Source organism: uncultured Brachyspira sp. (assembly GCF_910578695.1).
Lineage (GTDB): Bacteria > Spirochaetota > Brachyspiria > Brachyspirales > Brachyspiraceae > Brachyspira.
Map to the genome: position 1 here is coordinate 19019 of NZ_CAJTQJ010000018.1, position 21795 is coordinate 40813.

22 protein-coding genes, 2 tRNA genes, 1 other RNA gene and 1 pseudogene are annotated in these 21795 nt (G+C 24.7%); 17 read left to right on the forward strand and 9 right to left on the reverse strand.

The genetic code is table 11. The annotated features are described in order from the left end of the window. Nucleotides 1-104: 104 nt before the first annotated feature. From QZ288_RS06585 to QZ288_RS06595, 3 genes are all read left to right on the forward strand, one after another. Complete coding sequence (locus QZ288_RS06585) at nt 105-2153, forward strand: hypothetical protein (RefSeq protein ID WP_295156687.1); 2049 nt, start codon at nt 105-107, stop codon at nt 2151-2153. Between the two features lie 19 nt (nt 2154-2172). Continuing rightward, the gene (locus tag QZ288_RS06590; protein WP_295156690.1) at nt 2173-3069 is read left to right on the forward strand and encodes a metallophosphoesterase; all 897 of its coding nucleotides are present in this window, start codon (nt 2173-2175) and stop codon (nt 3067-3069) included. A 279-nt stretch (nt 3070-3348) separates the two neighbouring features. Continuing rightward, nucleotides 3349-3780, forward strand: coding sequence for a hypothetical protein (locus QZ288_RS06595; protein WP_295156692.1), 432 nt, complete (start codon nt 3349-3351; stop codon nt 3778-3780). A 61-nt stretch (nt 3781-3841) separates the two neighbouring features. Here QZ288_RS06595 and msrA read toward each other — a convergent pair whose 3' ends face one another. The 4 genes from msrA to QZ288_RS06615 form a co-directional block, all read right to left on the reverse strand. Next, a complete protein-coding gene (gene msrA / locus QZ288_RS06600) occupies nt 3842-4435 on the reverse strand; it encodes a peptide-methionine (S)-S-oxide reductase MsrA (protein ID WP_295156693.1) in 594 nt (197 codons plus the stop codon). Between the two features lie 75 nt (nt 4436-4510). Continuing rightward, nucleotides 4511-5005 (reverse strand): peptide-methionine (R)-S-oxide reductase MsrB, encoded by a 495-nt coding sequence (gene msrB / locus QZ288_RS06605; protein ID WP_295156696.1) that lies wholly within the window; start codon nt 5003-5005, stop codon nt 4511-4513. 39 nt (nt 5006-5044) lie between these two features. Continuing rightward, the gene (locus QZ288_RS06610) at nt 5045-6028 is read right to left on the reverse strand and encodes a hypothetical protein (protein WP_295156699.1); all 984 of its coding nucleotides are present in this window, start codon (nt 6026-6028) and stop codon (nt 5045-5047) included. A 66-nt stretch (nt 6029-6094) separates the two neighbouring features. Further along, nucleotides 6095-7075, reverse strand: coding sequence for a hypothetical protein (locus QZ288_RS06615; protein WP_295156702.1), 981 nt, complete (start codon nt 7073-7075; stop codon nt 6095-6097). A gap of 273 nt (nt 7076-7348) precedes the next feature. Between QZ288_RS06615 and QZ288_RS06620 the strand changes: the two genes are divergently transcribed. From QZ288_RS06620 to QZ288_RS06660, 9 genes are all read left to right on the forward strand, one after another. Next, nucleotides 7349-8572, forward strand: a complete 1224-nt coding sequence (locus QZ288_RS06620) for an LCP family protein (RefSeq protein WP_295156705.1) — start codon at nt 7349-7351, stop codon at nt 8570-8572. Then, entirely contained in the window at nt 8556-9020 is a 465-nt protein-coding gene (rsfS, locus tag QZ288_RS06625) for a ribosome silencing factor (RefSeq protein ID WP_295156708.1), read from the forward strand. The genes QZ288_RS06620 and rsfS overlap by 17 nt, the downstream gene beginning before the upstream one ends. A gap of 34 nt (nt 9021-9054) precedes the next feature. Further along, on the forward strand, nt 9055-9801 hold the full coding sequence (locus tag QZ288_RS06630; protein WP_295156711.1) for a hypothetical protein: 747 nt from the start codon (nt 9055-9057) through the stop codon (nt 9799-9801). A gap of 265 nt (nt 9802-10066) precedes the next feature. Then, a tRNA-Arg gene (locus tag QZ288_RS06635) sits at nt 10067-10140 on the forward strand. A 4-nt stretch (nt 10141-10144) separates the two neighbouring features. After that, a tRNA-Ser gene (locus tag QZ288_RS06640) sits at nt 10145-10230 on the forward strand. Between the two features lie 25 nt (nt 10231-10255). Further along, nucleotides 10256-10352: signal recognition particle sRNA small type (gene ffs / locus QZ288_RS06645), an RNA gene on the forward strand. Between the two features lie 128 nt (nt 10353-10480). Continuing rightward, entirely contained in the window at nt 10481-11749 is a 1269-nt protein-coding gene (locus QZ288_RS06650; protein WP_295156714.1) for a PD-(D/E)XK nuclease family protein, read from the forward strand. Between the two features lie 97 nt (nt 11750-11846). Next, a complete protein-coding gene (gene recA, locus QZ288_RS06655; protein WP_295156717.1) occupies nt 11847-13127 on the forward strand; it encodes a recombinase RecA in 1281 nt (426 codons plus the stop codon). A 74-nt stretch (nt 13128-13201) separates the two neighbouring features. Continuing rightward, a complete protein-coding gene (locus QZ288_RS06660; protein WP_295156720.1) occupies nt 13202-14059 on the forward strand; it encodes a toxin A in 858 nt (285 codons plus the stop codon). Nucleotides 14060-14066: 7 nt separating this feature from the next. On the opposite strand, the gene QZ288_RS06665 is transcribed toward QZ288_RS06660, so the two are convergent. Next, nucleotides 14067-14783, reverse strand: a complete 717-nt coding sequence (locus tag QZ288_RS06665) for a gamma-glutamyl-gamma-aminobutyrate hydrolase family protein (RefSeq protein ID WP_295156723.1) — start codon at nt 14781-14783, stop codon at nt 14067-14069. 493 nt (nt 14784-15276) lie between these two features. Between QZ288_RS06665 and QZ288_RS06670 the strand changes: the two genes are divergently transcribed. Beyond that, nucleotides 15277-16413, forward strand: a complete 1137-nt coding sequence (locus tag QZ288_RS06670) for a hypothetical protein (protein WP_295156726.1) — start codon at nt 15277-15279, stop codon at nt 16411-16413. Nucleotides 16414-16934: 521 nt separating this feature from the next. Next, on the forward strand, nt 16935-18539 hold the full coding sequence (locus QZ288_RS06675) for a peptide ABC transporter substrate-binding protein (RefSeq protein ID WP_295156729.1): 1605 nt from the start codon (nt 16935-16937) through the stop codon (nt 18537-18539). A gap of 161 nt (nt 18540-18700) precedes the next feature. Here the strand turns inward: QZ288_RS06675 and QZ288_RS06680 are convergent, their stop codons facing one another. Next, the gene (locus tag QZ288_RS06680; RefSeq protein WP_295156732.1) at nt 18701-19219 is read right to left on the reverse strand and encodes an ImmA/IrrE family metallo-endopeptidase; all 519 of its coding nucleotides are present in this window, start codon (nt 19217-19219) and stop codon (nt 18701-18703) included. Next, nucleotides 19209-19619 (reverse strand): hypothetical protein, encoded by a 411-nt coding sequence (locus QZ288_RS06685; protein ID WP_295156735.1) that lies wholly within the window; start codon nt 19617-19619, stop codon nt 19209-19211. The genes QZ288_RS06680 and QZ288_RS06685 overlap by 11 nt, the downstream gene beginning before the upstream one ends. Nucleotides 19620-19872: 253 nt before the next feature. Between QZ288_RS06685 and QZ288_RS06690 the strand changes: the two genes are divergently transcribed. From QZ288_RS06690 to QZ288_RS06700, 3 genes are all read left to right on the forward strand, one after another. Then, complete coding sequence (locus tag QZ288_RS06690) at nt 19873-20406, forward strand: hypothetical protein (protein ID WP_295156738.1); 534 nt, start codon at nt 19873-19875, stop codon at nt 20404-20406. Nucleotides 20407-20571: 165 nt separating this feature from the next. Then, complete coding sequence (locus tag QZ288_RS06695) at nt 20572-20727, forward strand: hypothetical protein (RefSeq protein ID WP_295156740.1); 156 nt, start codon at nt 20572-20574, stop codon at nt 20725-20727. A 129-nt stretch (nt 20728-20856) separates the two neighbouring features. Beyond that, on the forward strand, nt 20857-21081 hold the full coding sequence (locus tag QZ288_RS06700) for a hypothetical protein (protein ID WP_295156743.1): 225 nt from the start codon (nt 20857-20859) through the stop codon (nt 21079-21081). A gap of 226 nt (nt 21082-21307) precedes the next feature. On the opposite strand, the gene QZ288_RS06705 is transcribed toward QZ288_RS06700, so the two are convergent. Continuing rightward, nucleotides 21308-21517 (reverse strand): hypothetical protein, encoded by a 210-nt coding sequence (locus tag QZ288_RS06705; RefSeq protein ID WP_295156746.1) that lies wholly within the window; start codon nt 21515-21517, stop codon nt 21308-21310. 15 nt (nt 21518-21532) lie between these two features. Further along, nucleotides 21533-21625: pseudogene (locus QZ288_RS11775) on the reverse strand (hypothetical protein); the annotation flags it as partial. Nucleotides 21626-21795 lie beyond the last annotated feature (170 nt).

Genomic DNA, 21795 nt, shown 5'->3' on the forward strand with positions numbered 1-21795 from the left:
TACTTTTTTATATTATAATAAAATACTACCTGCTATTTACAAAAATTACTATTAAGATATAATCTTTTTTATATAATATTTTGTTTTGGATATTTTGTATATTTATGAAAAAAATTAATATGCTTATTTGCTTTATATCAATAATAATCACATTCATAACATTATTTTCTTTAAGCTATTTAAATAAAAATGATACTGACACTTCTTTAAGCCATATTAATATAATGAATACTAATTATAAAGAATCAAGAGATTATATACTAGATGATTATTATATATTTGATTATTCTCAAAAAGAACAGAAATTAAAAGAAATATTTAAATCAAGTCCTATAACATCAAGATTGAAATATAGAGCTAGTTTAATATCTCATTTAGGCGAAGAAGAAATAGTAATAAATGGTATTGATATAAAAAATGATAATGAGGTTTTCGGCATTTTTAATGATTATACATTAGAGAATTTTGATTTTGGCAGTTCTATTATAATAAGCAAATCAATATCTTCAATATTAGATGTTAATACAAATGATACTATAATATTAAGACTTATTACAAAAACAGGACATTATAATGCTGAAGAGTATACTATAATAGAAGTATCTGAAAATCTTAATTATAATTATGCTCTTGTAGATATTAGCCATTTGAATGAATTTGCAGGATTAAAAAATGCTGCTACAGAAATGTATATTAAAGATGATATGAATATTGAAAAATTAACTGATAATAATATAAAAGAAATTTTTTTAGATGATTTTGCTGCTTATTCTAAAAAAGATATTTTAGGAAATAGTTATGATATTAATACAAATTATAATAAGTATAAAATATATATAATATTTATCTATTTATTTACTTTATTTTCAGTATTCATTTTTATTAATTCTTATACTATTAACAGTTATAAAAAAACACTCAAATCAAAATTATTATTCAGTTCTATCGGATTTATAATATCTTTTCTTATATACATTTTAATTTATAGAAATGAATTTAATTATATATATATTATATTATTTTTTATAAATATATTGTCTGTTATTTTAGCTAATATTAAATATTCTATTATTGAGAAATTATTTATGCAAAATAAAGAATATAATAATAATATATTAATGATGTTTCCTATGATATTTAGTTATATATTAGTTTTTATAATTATATATTTATCATTTTTTATATTTGCAGACAACAGCGTCAAAAATAACGATATATATTCTGAAAAAATAGTGAGAATAGTAAAAAATAATACATCTAAAAATACATTTTTATTTAATGGTTCTATAGATTCGCATTATATTGATAATAGTATAACTAATATATTATTTAATGAGATAGCATCTTATGATAAATACGCTGATATAGAAACAGTATTAACTTTTCCTGTAGGAGTTGTTATAAGAACAGGAAGCATATATTCAAGAGTTTATGCTTATGATAAAAATATACTTGAAAATGGAATGAGCTTATCAAATATTATAACTGAAGGGAGCATATTTGAAAGCCCTAAAAGAGAGATTATAGTAGGAAAAGATTTAGCTGATTATTTGCAGTTAAAAATAGGAGATACTTTATCATTGATAGCTAAAGCTTCAAGGGGTTGGCTTGAAACGGGATATTTTTATGTAAGCGGAATATATGATTTTAAGGATAAAAATTATGATATTATAGGAGATATGACTGCTATGAATAGTTTTATATATCTAAAAGAAGGCAGTAAATCCCCATATAATGAAAGTATAATTGTTTTTTCAGATAATGATAATATATACTCTCTTTTGACTAATAGTAGTATTATAAACTCTAATAACTTAAAAGCAGTTTCTTATGATATGAAATATTATTTAGAAAATAATAATTCAATTAAAAATATTGCTTTTATATTTATAATTGCTTCAGCATTTTCTCTTTCTTTATTATCTTCTTCATTGCTTTCATTGTTTTACAGAAGATTATTTAAATATTTTGATATTCAGGCTAGAAAAATATTAAATAAATTATATATAATATCTTTGCTTATATCTTTAATAATATCTGCGGCAGTATTATTTATTTTCTTTTCTTTTATATTTAACTTTTTGATATTTACTATATCAATAATATTATTATCATTTGTATTATCTGTTTTTATATCAAATTATAATACATAATAAATTTAAGGCTGTTTATATGAAATTTTTAGAAAAAACATCAAAAAGAAATAAAATAATATTTTTATTAGTTATAATATTCTTTTTTATAATGTATGTCTATATGTATAAAACAGCACATTCTATAAGAATTAGATATATTACTTTAGAGTTTGAAGATTTGCCTATAAGCTTTGATAATATCAAATTAGCTTTAGCTGCAGATATGCATGCAGGGATTTATATACCTGAAAGCCATATAATAAGAATGTCTGATTTGATAATGAATAATAATCCTGATATTATATTATTTGCAGGAGATTATATTTACAGTGCCCCTCATAGATTTAAATATTATAATAAAAAAAATACTGATAAGTTCAGTAATGGAATAAAGGGATTAGAAGCTAAATACGGAAAATATGCAGTTTTGGGAAATCATGATAATTGGGAGAGCAGAGAAGATGTTTCTAATGCTTTGTATTTTAATGGATTTAAAGTAATAGACAATAATATTTTATTTATTACAAATGAAATAGGAGAATATATATCTATAGGAGGAGTAGGGGATTATTTAACAGATGATGTGAGATTTGATATTGCTGTGAGTAATGTTAAAGCAGAAGATTTTCATATAGTTATATCGCATGAGCCTAATATGCCTTTAAAGAGAGCTAGAGAAGGAGGATATGATAAATTAATAGATTTCTTTTTTTCAGGACATACTCACGGACTTCAAATAAGTTTTCTTCCTATGAGTTTTTGGGAGGCTGTAAATAAAAATAGAAAATACCCGATTTTCCCTGCTGTTTACGGATTAATGAATTACGGCAGCATTAAACTTTATATTACTTCTGGAATAGGGGCAGTGCTTTTACCTTTCAGATTATTTGCAATTCCAGAAATTGTTATAGTAACTTTAAAAGCAAAAATATAATTTAATAAAAACTAAAAAAGAAAAATAATTAATATGAGTTTCTGAAGATTACTATTTTTCTATTTATATACTAATTTTTTTTAATTAAAGAGCTTATATTTTATAAGTAAAAATTGACTAAATACTCTTAATATGTTAGTATATTATCAATATAGCTTAGGTTTTTGTTTATGAAAAGGCTTGCTTGTTTATTTATGGTATTTCTTACTATACTTAATTTTTGGGGATGTTCTAATAATATTAGTTCTCCTTACTATTCTTATTCTTCATAGTCTTATTTTGGGAATTGTAGAAAAAATATCATTTAATAACTTTTCTATAGGTATAGGAGGAGGAATATTACTTCCTATATCGGGATTAGGTAATTCAAGTAATGGTATAAATGATAATACTTCATTGGTTATGCCTCAAAAAAAGAAATTAAGTTTTTATGATATAAAAAAATTATTTATTACTCCAGTATCTCCATATATAAAAATAATATTTGAATATGCTTTTAATCCTTTTAAAGCAGATAATTCTGAGATTGGTTTTATGCTTGGATTATATATAAATTATAATTTTGGTATGAAGTATGATGTTTCAGTACTAAATAAAAATACATTTAAAAGCCCTTTAGCAATATCATTTAATGATATATATAAAAAATATGATTATTCAAATTTAGATTTCGGCATTAGTTTCGGAGTTTTTTTTAAGCCTCTGTTTTAATATAAAAATAAGCTTTAAACTTATAATAAAGCAAGCCTATTTTTATAATTTTTATTGAGTATTAAAATATTTTTGTATAGAAATGACAATACGGCATAGAGCCTTTTTTAGTATAATAGTCCTGATGATAATCTTCTGCCTCATAAAAGTTTTTATATTCTCTTATAGCTGTAGCGACATCATATTTTCTTTCTCTTAATATATTAACATATTTTTCAGCTATTTCTTTTTCTTCCTGATTCTGATAAAAAATTGCTGATAAATATTGAGAGCCTATATCAGGACCTTGCCCATTTTTCTGAGTAAAGTCATGAGTTTCAAAAAATAGCTTTACCAACTCTTCATAAGTAGTTTTTTCTGTATCATAAGCAACTTTTACAGTTTCTAAATGTCCTGTAAGTCCTGTGCATACTTCTCTGTATGTAGGATTTACTTTATGACCTCCTGCATATCCGCTTATCACAGAAATTACTCCATCAGATTTTTCAAACCAGTATTCTGTTCCCCAAAAACAGCCTGAAGAAAAATATGCATATTTTATATTTTCATTATTATTCATACTATTATCCTTATTAATATTTTGATTATAAAGTTTTTTAGAACATGAAATAATAGATAATAAATATAATATTATTATTATTGTTTTTTTTATCATTGGGTATTCTCCTTAAATTTATGTAAATTTATTTTTTATAATATTTATTATCTAAAATTTCTTTATTATCTAAAATTATTTATTTATATTGTTTTCATTTGTAAATTTATGAACAAAAATTAATGAAACAGAATTAATACAATATCTTGTTTCTTTATCTGTAAATCCTTCTCCATAAAATACATGCCCCATATGACCATTGCATTTTGCACATACAACTTCAATTCTTTCTCCGTCTTTTAATAATTTAATATTTTCAGTGAAAGCATCATCAAAACTGGGCCAGCCTGTTCCTGAATTGAATTTATCTTCAGATTTGAAAAGAGGCGTAGTGCAAATCCTGCATATATAAACTCCTTCATCTTTTATATTCAAAAGATCTCCTGTAAAAGGTATTTCTGTGCCTTTATTTATGAGAACATTATATTCTTTTTCTGTAAGCTCATTAAAGTTAAATACCGTTTCTGACGGCAGTTTATTTACTGACTGAAATTTGTAAGTTTTACTACATGTAATTAATAAAACAGAAATAAATAATATTAGTAATATTTTATTTTTCTTAATAATCATAATGATATAACCTTTCAAAATTTATAATTATTTTTTATTTTATCTATATGTATTAATAGGAAAAGAATAAGCAGTCCTATCTTTTATATCAAATATATTTCCTGCAGTATCTATAAATTTATAATCAAACATACGGGTAAATTTTTTATATTTTATTTTTGACGGCAATTGCAGAGCTTCTATATTTCCAGAATAGCCGTCTATTCGGTATAAAACCATAGTGTCTATTTGATTATTAGACATTTTTTCCTGTATTATAGCAGGGGTATCTAAATATACTTTATTATCCTCTTTCAAGTAGAAAAAACCTCCATTATAATAATTAATAAATGATAAAAACTGAACCTTCCATAATATTTTTTTATTATTATATAAAGAAATAGATATATCATTATCCAATAATAATATAGATTCTCCTTCCATACTGAATATTTTAGAAACATTAATTTCAGAATACCCTATTAATTCTTTAGTTTCTGTCAGCGTATTAAAGTTTAAATGATTTATAACTCTATTTTCTGTAATTGACGGATATGTAAATATTTCTCTTTTTTCATTAAAACATCCGTTCATAATATATATGCTGTCTTTTAAAGTAAACATAACTTTTTTAGTTTGTACATCATATATAAATACTTTAATAATATTTGTTTCTTTAGCTCTTAAAAGTATATATCTTGGATTGGCTGTAAAATATGCTTCGTATACATATAAATTATTTATTTCCAGCAATACTTTATTCGTTCCTATTTCAATTATTTTAAATACATTATTTTGAGAGTCATTGTCTGCAACGGAAATAGTCATAATTTTAGTACCGTCTAATGACATATCTATTATAGAGTATGATTTTGCATTTTTATGAAAAGTTCTGCATATATCTAATTTAAAATCATATAAAAAACTATTGCTGCTTCCTTTATAATACGGCGTAAATATGCCTTTACTTGTTTTTTGATTTATATATATATAATAGTCGCTTCTTTCTATTTCATTATACAATACATTTTGTTTTGATATCATTAACTATTCTCCTTTAATCATTAACTATTCCCTTTATCGTTAACTATTCTCCTTTATTTAAATTTACTAATCTTTTATTTTTACTGTCATCATAGGCTCTATTTTTATATTCGTTTTATTTTCTAATACAGAATAATTATCATATACCTCTATAACTTTTGCCGATGCTATAAGTTCTTCTATATTCTTATAATACCTATATTTATAAAGTGTTTCGCTTGTATACCAAACATCTCCTTTTTCATTAGTTCTTACAGGCATATATTTTTTAGTATTTTCATTTTGAGGGAAAAAAATTTTAGGGTTATTGCTTATATTTGCTGATTTATTTTCTTTGCTGCTATCAGGCAGTTCAAGTACTTTATCTGTTTTGTATATATTAAACACATCTCCTTTTTTTATATTATTTTTTTTTCCGAGATTTATATATAGCTTATCATTTTCTACTCTGGTTATTATTCCCATAATTGGAGGATCGCCTAAGAATTTTGTTATATCATTTGCTATTTTATTTAATGCTATTGATGAAGCCTTTCCAAGAGCAGTTTCTGTAAAAAGAGCATCTTCAGAAGAATATACAGGGCTATTATTAGGAAGCGTATAAGTACCTGCATTTGTAAAAGATTTTAGTATTTTTAATGAATCTATATCTATAAGATTTATTTTAAATGCTGTATTTGCCGTATCTTTTCCGCCTTTTTTAAGGTTAAAATCTATTATTTCTCCTGTTATTATATAGTCAGAATCGAAAGTTTCTTTTATAAAATCAGATGCCAGCTGCAAATTGGTTTGTAATGTTTTGTATGAAACTACTATATCATAAGATTCAAAATATGATATTAGTAAATCATAATCTGTAACATTAATCATTTTTGTATTTATTAATGAATCTTCTAATACTCTGGGTATGCCGTCATCTGCTTTGTATTCTTCTATCCATAATTTATCCGTACTTGAAAACGGAAGTATAGTTATGGTAATAGTGTATATTGGAATATTGCATAAAAATATTAATATTAATATAAATTTATTTTTCAAAAAAAGCATAGTATTTTAATAATCTTTTGTAATCTCTTTTTCTTTTTTGGGGCTATGATATGAAACTAAAGTATGTATGGATATTAATGACAAAAGCAGTCCCAAAATAAAAATAATTTTTCTAAAAAATGCCATATTAAAAAGTCCGTTATATTTTATAATGATATTATATTATAAAGTTTAACAATTTCAATAGTTAACATAAATATTTTTAAATAATATCTTTATATAAAAAATATATTTGACAACTCAATTAACATAATATATTATATATAAATGAAAATGAATAAAAAAAGTGAAAAAAGTATAAATGATAAAGCTTTAAAAACAATAAGTAATGCTAATAAAAAAGCTGTTATGGCTGTTATTTTTACTATTATATTTTCAGTATCTTTTATCATTATAATATTTTATTATTTTTTCATAAGCAAATTGTATATTGCTGAGAAAAATGATGAGCCTTTATATTTTTCAATTTTATTTATAGATGATGATAAAGAGATTTACGGTGCTTATGTAGGAATAGTATCGAGTTTAAATAATAGGATAGGACTTATAGGTTTGCCTAGAAATATAGCATTATGGGAGAATAAAAATTATAATCCTTCAAAATTGAGTGAATTATATAAAGATAGAGGAGAGAATGCTGTATTTAAGGCTATAAGTACTTCTGTTAATAAAAAAATAAGTTATAAAATCTCTATTGATAATAATCAGATATCTGATATTATAGATTTAATAGGCGGCATTAAAATGTATATTGAAGAGCCTATAGAATACAAAGATGAAGAGAAAGGATATGAGCTTTCATTTGATATAGGGGAATGGCTTTTTACAGGAGAAAAGACAGTATCATATTTGCATTATTTAACTATGAAAGGCTATGAGGATATAGAAACTTTATACAGATTAGAAGATATTATAATTAATTCTATGATTGGATTAATACAAAATTCTCAGCTAAAAAATATAATTAATGCCAAAAGTATGAGAAATGCCGTATTTTCTAAAGTAAGAAGTAATTTAAGACCGCCTGATATCGAAGCTTTTACAAAGATACTTGCAAACAGCAATGAAAGAACTTTAATTATAGAGAATATAGATGCAAGAATCGGTGATAATGGTGTCTTAGTTCCTATATTTGATGGAAATGCATTTATTAAGCAGATGGACGATTTGACATTATATGTTGAGCTTAAAACACAAAAAAGCGAATTAAATAATGAAGATGTAAGTTTAATAGTATTGAATGCCACGACAACTGCAGGACTTGCTGACAGAATAAATATTAGAATGCGTTATAGAGGTTTTTCTGCAGGGGAGTATGGTAATTTTGGTGCTAATCTTAATGAGAGCGTTGTGCTTGTAAGGGACGGAAATATAGAAAAGGCATTTATGGTTGCTAATGAAGGCAGAATAAACCGCATATATGCTAAAACAGATAGAAGAGTATTAAATAATGTTGTATTAATTTTGGGGAATGATTATTATGAAATTACACGATAAAAACAATAATGAAGAAAATAAGGAATTATCTAATAACAAGGCAAATGAAGTTTTAGAAACTAAATTAAAAAAGAGAAAGAAAAAAATTATAGATAAAGATAGAGCAAAGGAATTAACTTTAAAAGCAGCTAAGTCTTTATATGATAAGAAGCTTGAAGATATAGTTATATTAGATTTAGAAGAAGTAACAACGCTTTCTGACTTTTTTATATTAGCTACAGCCTCTTCTTCGCCTCAGATGAAAGCAGGTTCTGATGCCGTTTATAAGGATTTGAAAGAAGAAGGAGTACTGCCTTATGCTGAAAATGATAATAGTTCGGAATCTGTTTGGTATTTAAGCGATTATGGTTTTTTGGTGGTTCATATATTTACTGAAGAGGGAAGAGAGTATTATAATTTAGATAAGTTATGGTATGAAGCCAAAAAAATAGATATGTCTGAAATATAATTTATATGTTAAATGTTTAAGGAGATTTATTTTTATGAAGAATATTACAATTATTATTTTTTCAATCATTATGATATTTTCTAAACTTTCTTTTGCTGAGAGCAGCTGGCAGTTTGGAATTATGATTCCTATTGGGGCTAGTTTTAGTTTTTATAATGTTCGTTTTAATAATTCTGAAGCTACTGCTGATTATATAAAAAATTATCAAAAAATAAATGGGGCAGTAGGATTTGATGCAGGAGTTAATTTGCAAGGCGGATATTTGATATCTGACGGAGATAAAGGAATAAGCTTATTATTGGATTTGGGATATTCTCATGATTCTTTCGGATTATCAAGTTCATACAATGAAGGAAATATAAAAGTAAAAAGCACTGAATATTATACTTTTGAAAGTTTATCTATTGGAATACTTCCTAAATTTCATTATAAAAATTATTCTTTTGGTTTTGGGGTAGGAGTAAAACTTCCTTTATATCTTACGCATTCTGCAGAAATTGCAAAAGATAATGAAATTATTAAAACATACAGTTATTATAATACTTCTAAAATGAACAGCATTATGAAAAATACTGTTATGACTTATGTGAAATTAACATTTGACTATTCTTTTTATGTTCACGAGAATATTGCTTTATTATTGGGGGCTTATGTAGGTACAGATTTTGGAATAGATTTAAGAGGTGCTGAATTAGTAAAAGTTGACAGCAGAAATCTGGCTTCATTTGATTTAGGCATTCAATTAGGCTTAAAAGTAGGAAGCGGTTTATTTAATAATTAATTTATATTCATAATTATATGTTTTAAGAGTGAACATAATATTTGAAAAAATGCAGTTCTATTACTTTTATAAGATAATATTTTAAATCTAAAAATATTATTTTTGAAATAGTTAATAGAATGCGAATTAATTTAATTAATATATAAAAATAATTTAATTATCAAATAAAAATAATATAATAAGTCAAGTTTAAAAATTCTAGTCATTAATAAAAATTTGCAAAAAAAATATAAATATGTTATACTTGCATAACTAAAATATTTAAGTGCCTGTAGCTCAATTGGATAGAGCATCAGATTGCGGTTCTGAAGGCTGGAAGTTCAAATCTTCTCAGGCACAAATTGGAGAGATGTCCGAGCTGGTTGAAGGAGCACGATTGGAAGTCGTGTGTGCGTAAAAGTACCGTGGGTTCGAATCCCACTCTCTCCGTAAGCTTAGTTTTTATACATCTCTTATAGCGGGGTTCTACGGCAGTTGATGATGAATCCGCCAGGTTCGGAAGGAAGCAACGGTAAGTCAACCCAACTGGGTGCTAGTTCTCCTGCTGTAAGGGGCCTTTTATTTCTCTTAAATCCAATTTTATTTTTATTATTTTTTCTTTATTTTATAATTAAATAGCTTGACAAAAACAATGTATTTTTATATAATATATTAAAATTTAATAATTTTAGGAATCAATATGAATGATGAGCAATTATTAAATTCTTTTTATAATTTAATTTGTAACAAAAAAGATTTAATTTTTGATTTAATTACTGAAGAAAATAAAAAAATTATTCCCCAATTCAATATAACAAAAATTTTAGATTATTCTAATTTAGAAATATACAATAGTAAATTAATATATGAAATGCTTAAATTAAATTTTATTGCTGATAATGAAAAAGAAGTGAACTTTGCAAGAGATTTTTCTAATTATGTCATAAAAAAAGGATGTTCTCATACTGAAATAAATACTGATGAGAAAATAGAGGTTTATAGAGAAGTTCTTACTGCTAAGAATAGGAGAATTGATATTCTTATTAAAAGTGAAAATAATTTTGAAATAATTTTAGAAAATAAAATAAATTCCTATGAATTAAATAATCAGCTATATGATTATTATATAGACAGAGAATCACATATTGACAAAAATAAATTATTTGTGGTTTTATTAACTAAATATGGAGATAAGCCTAATTCTTTAGGAGATAAATATAATGATATATCAAAAAATAAAAGAATAAAATGTTTATCGCATGATGAGCTTGGAGATTTTATTGAAGAAACTATTATCAATAAATATTCTTTTTTGCAGAAAGATATAAAATATCATTCTCTTTATTCTGGTTTAATACAGATGAGAGATAATGAAAAATTAATTACTAAACAATTTAGGAATGAAGATATGGAAGATAAAGTTATAAGAGAGTTTTTGGTCGAAACAGATGAATATAAATCATTGAATAGTGTTGAAGATATTAATAATTATGCTGATTTACTTTATAGAGCTGCTAATATAATTAAGATGAAAAAAATAGAAGTTTCTCCTATAAAAGAGAATATTACTTTATTAACAGAAGCTATAGAAAAATTAAATAAATATTTTGAAGACAAAAAAAATAGTAATAATTATATTTTATCTATGGAAAATATTAAATATCAGCTTATTAATGATGATTTTTCTAGGGCTGTAACTTTAAATTTAAAAGATTTAAGATTATCTGTAATATTATGGATAGCTATTGATAGTAATCAGTTTTATATTAGTGTGTTTTCAAATGATGCAGAAATTAAAAACAAATTATATGATAATTCTGTTAGAGATAAGATATATAATATTATGGAATTTGAAGGAGAAAATGAAAATAATTTTTTATATACTAGATATATATATGATGATAAAGCTGAAGATGTAGTATCTATTATGATAAGACTTTATGAATATTTAGAAAAAGCGAATTTATAAAAAATATTAGTTTTTATATATAAATACCTTGACAAAATAATGTATTTTTGTACAATGTATTATTATATTAATATTAATTTTTAGGAGAATTTTTAATATGGCTACTAAAAAGAAAGAAACTGCTGAAGTAAAAAAAGATGGTAAGAATGAAGCTATTGAAGCTATTACCGATCAGATAAATAAAAAATATGGTCCTGGCTCTTTTATGAGACTTGGGAGCAATAAAACTGTTAATGTTGATGTTATTTCTACTGGGGCATTAACTCTTGATCATGCTTTGGGAGTTGGAGGAGTTCCTAGAGGAAGAATTATAGAAATATACGGACATGAGGCTTCTGGTAAAACAACACTCACTTTGCATATCATAGCTGAGGCACAAAAGGCAGGAGGTTATGCTGCTTTTATAGATGCAGAACATGCCCTAGATCCTGTATATGCCAGTGCTTTAGGAGTTGATATAGATAATTTATATATTTCTCAGCCCAACAGCGGTGAAGAAGCTTTGGAAATATTAGAAAAAGTTGTATCTTCTACTGCTTTTGATATAGTTGTTGTTGACTCTGTTGCGGCACTCGTTTCAAAGGCAGAGCTTGCAGGAGATATTGGAGATGCCCATATAGCTTTGCAGGCTAGACTTATGAGCCATGCTTTAAGAAAACTTACAGCTATAATAAGTAATACTAATACTGCTGTAATATTCATTAACCAATTAAGACAGAATATTGCCACTACTGGTTATGGTGCAGGTCCTTCTGAAACTACTACAGGCGGTAAGGCTTTGAAATTTTATTCGTCTGTAAGACTTGATATTAGAAGAACTGAATGGATTAAAAAAGGCGATGATACTATAGGTCATAAAGTAAAAATTAAAGTTGTAAAAAATAAATTATCAGCCCCATTTAAAGTTATTAATTTAGAAATAATATTCGGTAAAGGCATATCATCAGAGGGACTTTTAATAGATTTGGCAATGGAGGCAAAAATCATTACTAGAAGCGGTGCTTGGTTCTATTATAATGGAGAACAGATTGCACAGGGTAAGGAAAGGGTTAGAGAACTTTTGGCATCGGATCCTAAAATGCGTATGGAGCTTGAGATACAGATTAGAGAAACATTAAATATGGGCGGTGCTGATAAGGTGAGAGAAAAACTTGATGAATATTTGAAAGAACAGAAAAATGAAGCAGCTAAAGAAATATCAAAAGAAAATAATGATGAAAATGAAGAAAATCACTCTTCAAAAAAGAAATCAAAAAAAGCATCTGAAGATGAAAGAGAAGCTAATCTTTTAGTGAGTGCTGAAGAGGCTTATTCTGATAATGAAACTTATAATGATAATGATTTTGAAGATACTATTGTAACACCTGTGAAAAATTAATTACTTATTTTTGCAAAAATATATAATTTCATATTTTTTATAAAGTGTTATAATTATAATATTGAATGTTTTAAATGAAGTTAATAAAATTTTTATTTATTTTTACAATTATATATATATTAATTATATTCAAGCCTCTGACAGCTCAAACTAATATTCAGGCTGGTCTTTACATAGGTGCTGATTTAAACGGAAGATTTAGCCCGTATTTAGACGGCGGAGGAAGAATATTATTATTTTACAGATTTATTTCAGATGTTTTTCCAAGATATGTTTTTGAAGGCATAAAAACTGATGTAGGCATAAGCGATCATATCAGTGCTGAAATGAACAGACTTACATTATTTGTTAATAGTTCTATATCTCAATATTTTAATATAGATGTTAAATTATCAATGCTTAATTATTATCTTTCTTATGCCAAAAGAGGATTTATTAATTTTGATACTCCTAATACAGATTTCGGCACAAATGGTATAAATGCTGCTAATAAAACTGCTAATTTATCATTTGAAGCTGAGATAACTCCGACATTTAAAGTAAGTTTTTTAAGGTTATTATTTGAAGGAAGAGGCTTGATTTTGCAGGCAGGTGTTTCTTTTAAATATGTACATAATATGCATGGAAAATATCATTTAGATTATGATTTGCTTTTGATAAGGGATCAGGATGATATATCATATAAATTAGATTCTATGTTTCTTTTTGACTTAATGCCTTTAACTGTAGGTATTAATTATATGCTTGCTTATATGAATAATACAAAACAGTTATGGCATTCCATAGGTGCTTATGCTCATTTTCAATATGAGTTTTTAAATAGAATATACACTGAAGTAAATCTGAGAATAGGGCAATATATAGCTCATCCGCAATATTCTGGAAAATTATATTTTGATATGAATGCTATGATTACATATAGAATAATATAATAAAAAATTATTTTCTTGATTTACAAACTTCTACAAACATATCAAAAATATTCTGCATTTTTATATTTTTTGCACTCATCAATTCAGGATGCCATTGAACTCCGAGTATAAAAGAATCTTTTTTCTTATATTCTATAGCTTCAACTATTCCGTCTTTTGCCGCTGCTGTAACTTTAAAATCTTTAGCTAATTTATCGACAGCCTGATGATGAAAGCTGTTTACTTCTGAAATTTCATCTAACATATCATATATTATGCTGTCTTTTACAGTTTGAATTTTATGTGTAGGTGCATAGTATTCAGCTGTTTGGCTATGAAGTATATTAGTATTTCTTTGACTTGGTATATCCTGTATCAAAGTGCCTCCGAAATAAACATTAATTACTTGTATTCCTCTGCATATTCCAAATATAGGCTTATTCATTTCAACTGCATATTTCATCAATTTAAAATCAAATTCATCTCTTTCAGTTAGAATATTACCGATTTTTTCTATAGGTTCTTCATTAAATCTAAATGGGTGAATATCGGCTCCTCCTGTCATTATGATTCCGTCAATATTTTCAGTCATTTTTTTTATAATTTCTTCATCTTCTGTAATGGGCATTATAAATGGAATTCCTTTAGATCTTATAACAGAGTCAGCATAATAACGATTAATAAATGCTTTCGGTATAGAATTATTTTCATATAAAATATTTCCAGATAAGCCTATAACAGCCATAAATATATCCTTTTATAAATTGCTTAAAATAAAAATATTTATTTATATTACAAGTAAAATAAATTTTTTACAATAGATTTAGGTGGAATAAAGTTTTAGCAGGCAATATTATTTATTAATTTATAGATAAAATAAAAGTATTTTGATTAAAAAATATTATTAAGAAGAATACTTACTTTTATAATAAAAATCTGTAAAAAAACTCATAAGTTTTTTTTATTGCTTTTTTATTAATTTATTATATAATCTGAGAATATGATAAGTTTAATATCTATTCATAATATAATATCTTTATATTCTTATAAAGCAAGCAAGCAAGCAAGCAAGCAAATAAATAAAATATTTCAATTTATATATATACCTATTCTAATTAATAGGGCTATTTTTATATTGCATAATTTTATATGTAATACAAATTCGCATCAAATTAATTCTCATTTTAATTTTCGTTTTTCAAAAAAAATAATGCAGTTAAATGCTAATGGAGCATAAAATGTCATATTACTGCGAATGCGAACAATGCCGAAATCAAGAATTTAATCCTGAAGAATACATAATAAAAGAAAAAGATTTTAAAATACTTGATGAATATCGTCCTTTAGGTATATCAGGACATTTGAGAGTAAAAGACGAAGCTATGAGTGTAGCTGAATGTATAGATTCCTGTATTGATGCTTTAGATGAGCTTATTATAACATACAATAAATCATCAGACTCTACAGAAGATATATTGAAAGAGTATGCTGCAAAGTATCCTGATAAAATAAGACTTTATTACTATAGACCTAACATTATTAAATATCATAAAAATGAATATATTACTAAATATTCATTAATTCATTATTTGCCTAATTATTATAATTTTGGATATTTAAAAATAAAATATAAATACTATATGAAGATAGATGCTGATCAAATTTATTTTAAAGATAAGCTTCTTGAAATTAGAGAGGCTATACTGTCAGATATTAATTGTTCAGAAACTATTAATAAATTATTAAAAATAGATAAAATTTCTTGGTATATACCAATTAAAAAATTAAGAAATAATTTCAGAACATATTACATAAAAAAATTATTTAATATAAAAAATAAAGATTATAAATTTAACGGAGTAGAAGAGCTTTTAAATTTAAAAGATTTTATTATATATTCAAAAATAAAAAATGAATATAATTATTGTTTATTGTTGGGAGGATTTAATTTAGTATTAAATAATAACAGTTTTTATTTAAACACATTAAATGTATATAATGGATGTGTAGGAGATCATTTTATTTTTTTGCCTTCAAAAATATATAAATATAAGATATATGAAGATTTAGGAGTGGAGATTATAAATATACCGCCTAGTAATTATATATCCGGATTTGTTTGGGTGCACTTAGGTTCTGTAAAAAGAAAGCATAATGTAAATAGTGAAATCGAATTTAGTACAATAGTTAAAATTACAAGCGAAGATATATTGAAATATATAGATGAAAAAGATTATATAAAAAAGGATTTTACAATAAAATATTTTGATAATGATAAAAAATATTTAACGCAAGAGTTTTATGATAAATTTTTAAAAAAACCTCTTAAATATTCTATGGAGCATTATAATGATAATATAAAAAGGCTTTTGTAATATATATTATGATATTTAAATTATATATAATGCTGAATAGATATATAAAGACATCAAATAAAGTTCGGCTATGCAATTTATGTATATGGCTGAATATATAGTAAGTATAATCAAATAACATACACATCCATTTATATTTTATAGTTTTATTTAGATAATAAAATTTTAATTATTTTTAAAACTTAATTAGGAATTTTAATCCCGCTCAAGTTTTTATTAAGTAAAAAAACTATACACCGTTTATTTTTCTTGATTTATATACTAGATAATGAAAATAATACATTTATATTTTTTCGTATATTTACCTTTATTTCTTTTGTTTAATTTTATTTACCTTGAGAACTTTTATTAACATAATATAGTTGACATAATTATATATTTGTTTATTATATTTATTAAATTAATTTATTTTTTGTTTAAAAAATAAAAAATATAATAATAATAAAAAAACAATATAAAAAAAATAAATATTAAAGAGAATAAATATTAAATAGAGTAAATATTAAAGAGAGTAAATATTTATGAAGAAAAATATTTTTATAATAATTTTACTTACAAATATATTTTTATTATCCTGTTCTAATAATAAATCATATAATGATGACATAGTTGTATCAGTCGGCGGAATGCCGAGCAGTTTAGACCCTGCATTTGCAAAAGGTATTAATACAGCAGTTTATATAACTCATACTTTTGAAACACTTACTCAAAGAGATGAAAAAGGAACTATAATACCTGCACTTGCTGAAAGCTGGGAGTCTATGAGTAATAACACAGTTTATATATTTCATTTAAGAAAAAATGCAAAATGGTCAGACGGAAAAGATTTAACAGCTAATGATTTTGTATATACTTTAAGAAGACTAATAGACCCTAAAACAGCTTCTCCTTTTTCTTTGGGTTTTGATATAATAAAAAATGCTCATAGTATTATGAAAGGCGAAAAGAATTTAGAAGAACTTGGAGTTTATGCTTTAGATGATTATACATTAAAAATTGAGCTTGATATACCGCTTCCTTATTTTGAAGAGGCTATGGCCAGCGATATCGCTTCTCCTGTGAGAGAGGATATTATAAATACTTATGGCGGGAATTGGGCATTGAGTAAAGAGCATTATATAGGAAACGGACCTTATATAATTACAGAATATGATGAGGCTGTAAAAATAGTGATGGAGAAAAATCCTTATTATTGGGATAAAGACAATGTAAAAGCAAAAAAAATAACTTTCGAGTTTTTAGAAGATGTTAATACTGCAGTTGCTGCTATTTATGCAGACAGCATACTATTTTATCCTGAAGCACCTGAAAATGAAAGGGCTTCTTTGATAGAGCAGGGTATAGGAAGAGAAGCTGATATAACATCTATTGCATACTATATGGTTAACTTAAAAATAAAGCCTTTTAATAATCCTTTAGTAAGAAAGGCATTAGCATTAGGCATAGACAGAAACTATATAGTAAATAATGTTTTAGGAGGAGGAAGAGCTGCTGCTGACGGATTTGTGCCTATTAATGTAAAAATAGGAACTAATAATTTCAGGGATAATGCCCCTGAATATTTTTCATTAAAAGAAAGCGATTATCAAAAAAATATTGAAGAGGCTAAAAAACTTCTTGCAGAGGCTGGATATTCTGATATAAAAAAATTTCCTATAATAGAATTAATTACAACTACTAATCCTTCATCTCTTTTTACAGCCGAAGCTATTCAAAATATGTATAAAAATAATTTGGGTATAGATTTAAAACTAAGGTATGAAGAGCCTGCAACATATTTGCAGTCAATAAAAGACGGAAGTTTTCAGATGATTAAGGCGGGTACAAGTGTTGCTTATAATCAGGCATCTGGTTATTTAAGGCTTTTTCAGCTTGAAGGATTAGGAAATGACGGCGGATACACAAATCAAGTTTATGATTATTTAGTTGATATTGCTATGACTAATGCAAATGAAGATATAAGAATAAAAGCAGCTTATGATGCAGAACGCATACTTATACAAGAAGATATGGCTATTATACCTATATATTATGATAAGGCTACTGTTATGCAGAGTAAAAAACTTTATGGTGTAAAATATGATATTTTTTCTATATATGATTTTAGAAATGCTTATATAGAGTAATAAAAATTAAATTTGAGAATAGTATTTATTAAATTAGAAAATACTAATAAATATAAGTCTCAAACTAAAGTTTAATATTTTTATTTTTTAATATAAATTTATATATTTAATTTGCTATAAAGACTGTGTATTAATAAATTTATTGATGTTTATTATTTTTATTATTCTTCTAAAAAAATATTATTTTTATCTATATCTCTTAATCTTATCTGCATAGTTTCTTTTGATACTTCAAATATATTAGATAATGTTTTAATATCTGTTATTCTTTTTTCGTAAAAATAGTTTCTTAATTCTTTTATAGGTAATAATATTTCTGCTGCTAATGTATTTGCTTGTCTTTCTAAAACATTGGATAGTTTGCTTCTATACATAGCACTATCTGTTAAATTATCTCCTATTTTATCTTTATGCAATAAAAAGTGTGCTATTTCATGTGCTATTGTAAATCTTTGTCTATTAATATGGTGTGAGCCATTAACATATATTAAGTATTTTTCATTATCATAGCCAATATTTTTGCCAAATATAGCACCAGAAATATTTTTTGACATATCAGCACGATAAATAGTTATTCCTAGTTCTGAAGCTATTTTAGTAATTTTTACAGGAATAGTTTCTTGATTTTTTTTTATTATATTCAAATAATTTTGATTATACATATTTTCATTAAAAAACATCTTTTACTTCTTCCCCCTTTTGGTTTTCTTCTAATTTATCTGTTTCTTTTGTAATTTTTTCTAGTTCTTTATTAGAAGTTTCTTTTGCATCACCATTATTTCTAATATTTTTAACCTGCTTTTTAATACTTTTTTTAAATCTTTTAAACTCTTTTTTCATACTCAAAAAATTAAAAAAAGCCACAGAACCAATACCTAAAGTTATTATAGCAAGTAATGTTTGTAATATTCCGACATTTATTGATAGAAGAGCTATAGGGTCATAATTCCATTTATCCCCATTATTTTTAAAACCTATAAATTCTAATATAGGTGATAATGAAAATAATACTATAAATGAAGTTAATATGCCTGTTATTAAAGAAATAAATCCTATTACTATGTATCTTACTATATTCATAAAAAAATTTCCGGCTTGCTGTATTATAAATCTTAACAAACATCTATTGTATTATTATATAGTATTTTATCATAAAGTCAATATAAAAATATACAATAATTTGACAATGTTTGAAAAATATATTGTGTTTACATTTAAATAAGCAGTTAATAAAAAACTAACATAATCTATAATATAAATATATACTGTGTTTTAATATAGTTTTTAATTTGCATAAAATATATTATTATCTTTATAAGAGAAGGATTTATATATGAGAAAATTATTAACTTATATAACTATTTTATTATCTGTATCATCTATAGCTTTTGCTAAAATAGATATTATAAAAGATGATTTTAATGGTACAGAATACTATCAGACAAAAGAAATTACTTTGAGTATGTCTAAAGCTGGTTTTAGTACTTGGGGACAAATTAGGTTTAGAACTGCTAATGGTAATAAAAATATAATCATTATGGATGTTGCTGTTAGTTATACGCCTAATACTGTATTTTTTTTAGATAGATTATATATTAAATATTCTAATGATTATATAATGCAGGCTGAACCGAAAAATAGAATATCTGATTCAGGAATTAATTTTACTTATTATGGCAGTGCTAATGAATTTATATTATTTCAATTTATTTTAAATGATAAAAGTATAGAAGCTATTAAAAGTAAAGCAACTATATTAAGAATGGAGAAAAATAATTCATATCATAATCTTAATGTTACTAAAAAAGAGGCTGAAAAAATGATACGTGCATTAGATGAATTATTAAAATTTATAGATAAAAAGTAATAAAAAAAAGTTATAAAAAGATTTAATGATGCTTTATAAAAAATTATAATTTTAGTTTTTATATTCTCTTACTTACTTACTTACTTTAAGCTAAAAAACATAAATGGTGATATTATGCCAAAAAAATTACTATTATATTTATTATGTTATGCCTGAAAATGATGATTGCTTAATAATAGTATAGATTTAATATTTAATAATAAAGTCATATCCAAAGTAAAAGAATTAATTAAACAAAATAATCTAAAATTCGGAGAAATTAAACCTAGATACAGCAAAACAAGAGAAGAAGAATATATGTTTTTTGGCTGCCCCAAATAAGGTGATTGGTTTTTATATTTGATACAGTATATGAAAAACAAGGCGATATAAATGATATAGAAATCGAAATAAATATATAGAGTTATTAGGTATTTTTTTATTAAGGCAGTATATTCAAGCCGCATGAAGATGAGGGAGAATATAAAATTGACTTTGTCCGCCTTTGGAGGAGTACAAAATTGCAGAGGCAAAAAAAGAGAGGGAGCAGAACGCACTTTTAGAAATAAAGAAAAAGGTAAAATGAATAGTCATAATACAACTATGCATGATGAGTATTGGGATAGTATAACAAATAAAGCGGCTGAGTTAAACCTTTCAGCAAGTCAATATATTGTTATGATACATAATGAATAATATATAAAAAACAAGTAGATTGACTATTGCGGTGAATTTTCATTATTTATATTAATTATTTTCTTTCTGTTGTCATAGATGCACTTTCGTGATTAAAATATGGGCGAATTTTTTCTTGCCATTTATGATATGAGTAATATTCTTTATCATCTTCATAATAAATATAAAACTCATTATTATTAATATTATGTAATTTTTGCTAATATCGTGTCTGGTTAATCCTCTTTTAAGAAGTGTAGGAATAGTTTTTTATAATTTTAATTACAGTCTTTTTTTCTTTCGGCTTTATAAATATTTCTTTTATAAATAAAGGATGCGACTTAATGAAGTCTACATACATATCAAATAGAATAGTATTATAAAAATAAATCTCATTTCTTGACAGCTCTCTTAAACAAGAAAATTGATTTTTTATATCAGCTTCTATTTTACGCATATTTTTTACTTCGCATATGAAAAGAAAGCTGTAAATATTATCTTCGGATTTTCCTGTTATTGAATTGTATTCTTTTAATTTTCTTTCAAGGTTATCAGTTATTCCGATTCTACATTTGTCAGGCTCTAAAGAGGATTGTACTATATACATATATTCTTTTTTATTCGCTAAGGCAACATAACTCTGATTTTTATTTAAAAGAGTGTTGTGTTGTGTTGTGTTGTGTTGTGTTGTGTTGTGTTGTGTTGTGTTGTGTTGTGTTGTGTTGTGTTGTGTTG